This is a genomic window from Paraburkholderia madseniana, from assembly GCF_009690905.1.
Lineage (GTDB): Bacteria > Pseudomonadota > Gammaproteobacteria > Burkholderiales > Burkholderiaceae > Paraburkholderia > Paraburkholderia madseniana.
In genome coordinates, this window is record NZ_VOSW01000237.1 from 1 (window position 1) to 2,665 (window position 2,665).

Here is a 2,665-nt window from a genome sequence, read left to right on the forward strand (position 1 = left end):
CGTTCTCCAGCCTGCCGCTAGCGATCTGGTTCGCTACGTCCACCGCCTTTTTAAGGGGATTCGAGATCGCGCGCAGCAGGTACAGCGACGCACCGGCGGCGACCATTACGCCGAAGCCGATAAGTGCTACCGCGATCCAGAGGATGGTCCTGAACATCGATTCGCTGTCCTGGGCAAATTTCCTGGCTTGCTCAATATTCAAACGGACATCCTGATTGACCGCATCCTTTACCGCGTCAGCGACCGGCCCTATCTTGTCAATCAGTTGGGTGGCTCCATCGTAATTGCCGGCGTTGAAAGCGGCCACGATTTCATCCGTCCTTGCTTTGAACTGCGGCAGCCCGTTGTTGATCCTCTCGGCAATTTCGCGCTCCTTGTCGCTGGATATCTCGGTCTGGTGATAGTGATCCCATGCTTTACTGAGCCGGTCCTGGTCGGAGTGAATAGCCTCAACCGCCTCAGCCATCTTGGCTGGATTCCTGTCTATCTGGATTCGCCTCACTTGAAGACGGATAAAGAGTAGCGCCGCACGGATGTCGCTTAGATCGCTAATCGCAACCGTATTGCTGGAGTAGGCTTCGTTCATGTTCGAATTCAGCTTGGAAAGCCCGAATGCGCCAAACAGCCCGATTGTGACCATAAGAATTACGCACGCGCCGAACGCGATAACGATCTTGAATTTGATTGTCTGTGTGAAGCTGCTCATGTCGCTTTCCTCTATGATCCGTGCCCAACCCGTTGTCATTACGAAACGAAAAGCTATGGTTGCCTACGCTATCTGAATATGTGCTTACGGCTCGTAACTGCGCCCGCTCAAGAGTAATCTATGTACGAGTTTGCTTCATTTTTATAGGGATATTCTTAACGGCGTAAGGCACCTGTAGACCCCGCATCGAAGCGATTTCGTCACGGCCGCGCACTGTGCCGCCGTGAGGTGCCGCAGCACCGCATCGACAAACTTGCTCATAACCACGCGCCGTGCGCCGAGATGAGAAACCGCTGCGCCGTTTGTCCTCACGAGCGTGGTCAGCGAATTCAGCAACGCTTCATTGGTGTCCGACTTACCACCCTGTTCAGAACTTTTGCCAGTCTGCATCGGCAGCCATCCGTTGTGGTGATGGCGTTTCCTTCGGCGAGCCTCACCGGCGTCGCTCGGCTCCACCCGTGCAACAAAAACGGCGACCCAATCAAGATAATGCATATTAGAACCGTCCGAGCGTGCGGTTCTTCCCCCGGATGCAGTGGGAATGCTCGGGATGAAGCGTGCAATCATGTCGGCTGGACCTGAGATCTAGTTGAGGGCGTGGGGGCACTTTTGCGCGCTGCTGGCCGTAGAGGAGGCGTCGCATGACTCCGGCTCCAGCCGTTCCCACGACAACGAAGACTAATATGCGATATGGACATGAACCGGATTGGCGTACCCGCAGACGCGGCTCAGCAAAGCGAAGCGGTGGAACTCCCCTATGACGGGCTTCGCGCAAAGCGATCTGGTCGGCTTGATGACGAGCATCGGAGCCACCCTCGAAACGCACGCCGACGGTATTGCGCAGCAAAGCGCCCGGCTCTCCGCGATCGACCTGATTCTGCGTGTGCTGCTGTCCAATATGGTTGCACCGACGAGAGCGGAGATTAGGCGAGCATCTTTTGCAAGAATCGAAGAAGCCATGCGCGCCGTGGACAGCGCCGAGCTTCCCACCGGTTACGCCACGGCTTGGCTGAGCGAGGTCGATGCCCTTTTGGCGGCATTGGAGTGATGAGAACATGGGGCGATTCACGAACGACGCCGGGCGCCGCATCGGGTATATGGGGATGCTTGACGGCCTGACCGGATTGCCCGACCGCAAGTCCATTTTCTGCCTGCTTTGCGAGGCCGTGCAGTCGGCGCAGCATAGGGCGGGTAAGGTCGCGGTGCTGCTTGTCGATCTGGACCGGTTCGGACGGTTAAACACGATGCTCGGCCACGTTGCCGGCGACCAGGTGCTCAAGACGCTGTCCCGACGGCTGCTTGAATGCGTAAAAGACAACAAAGTGGTCGCCCGCCTCGGGGACGACGAATTTGCAATCCTCCTTCGGGAACCCGACGGAATTGAAGGCGTTTGCGCAACCGCGGGTCGAATACTGACGGCCCTCGGCCAGCCTATCGTCGTCGGTGGACACGAATGCCGCGCCAGCGCGAGCATGGGCATATCGATTTACCCGTCTGATTCGGATAGCTGGCAATCGCTGATCAAGCATGCCGATGTCGCGATGCGCGTGGCGAAGCAGGAAGGGGGCAACGCGTTCAGGTTCCACTGCGACCTCATGACCACCCGGCTGGCGCACGCGTTTGAACTGGACGTTCATCTGCGAAGCGCGCTGGAGCGCGGCGAATTCCGTTTGCAATACCAACCCAAACTGGACCTGCGCAATCGCGCCATCTGCGGCGCCGAAGCGCTGCTTCGCTGGCACAGTCCGGAACTCGGCGCCGTCTCGCCGGCCCACTTCATTCCCGCTGCGGAAGAAACGGGGCTCATCGTGCCTATCGGCAGATGGGTGCTGAAAGCGGCCTGCACGCAGAACGCGGAATGGCAGCGCCAGGGGTCACGCCCCTGCCGGTCGCGGTCAACGTGTCGCCCCGTCAGCTTGCGGACGAATCGCTCGCGGCCGACATATCGGATCTGCTCGA

Annotated in this window: 4 protein-coding genes; 2 read left to right on the plus strand and 2 right to left on the minus strand. The window is 58.6% G+C overall.

Translation table 11 applies throughout. From position 1 onward, the window contains the following. Positions 1 to 706 (minus strand): MCP four helix bundle domain-containing protein (locus FSO04_RS45440; protein WP_174825359.1); only part of this gene is annotated, 706 nt, incomplete at its 3' end. Between the two features lie 141 nt (positions 707 to 847). Then, positions 848 to 1,273: a hypothetical protein gene (locus FSO04_RS45445; RefSeq protein ID WP_199203121.1), complete on the minus strand. Its 426-nt coding sequence runs from the start codon at positions 1,271 to 1,273 to the stop codon at positions 848 to 850. 190 nt (positions 1,274 to 1,463) lie between these two features. Here FSO04_RS45445 and FSO04_RS45450 point away from each other — a divergent pair, with 190 nt between their 5' ends. Further along, the gene (locus FSO04_RS45450) at positions 1,464 to 1,754 is read left to right on the plus strand and encodes a hypothetical protein (RefSeq protein ID WP_154567959.1); all 291 of its coding nucleotides are present in this window, start codon (positions 1,464 to 1,466) and stop codon (positions 1,752 to 1,754) included. A gap of 7 nt (positions 1,755 to 1,761) precedes the next feature. After that, positions 1,762 to 2,665 (plus strand): putative bifunctional diguanylate cyclase/phosphodiesterase (locus FSO04_RS45455; protein WP_166618399.1); only part of this gene is annotated, 904 nt, incomplete at its 3' end.

Excerpts from the sequence above, each read along its gene's own strand:
- FSO04_RS45445 (WP_199203121.1), bottom strand. The coding sequence starts at position 1,273 with ATGATTGCACGCTTCATCCCGAGCATTCCCACTGCATCCGGGGGAAGA.
- FSO04_RS45450 (WP_154567959.1), top strand. The coding sequence starts at position 1,464 with ATGACGGGCTTCGCGCAAAGCGATCTGGTCGGCTTGATGACGAGCATC.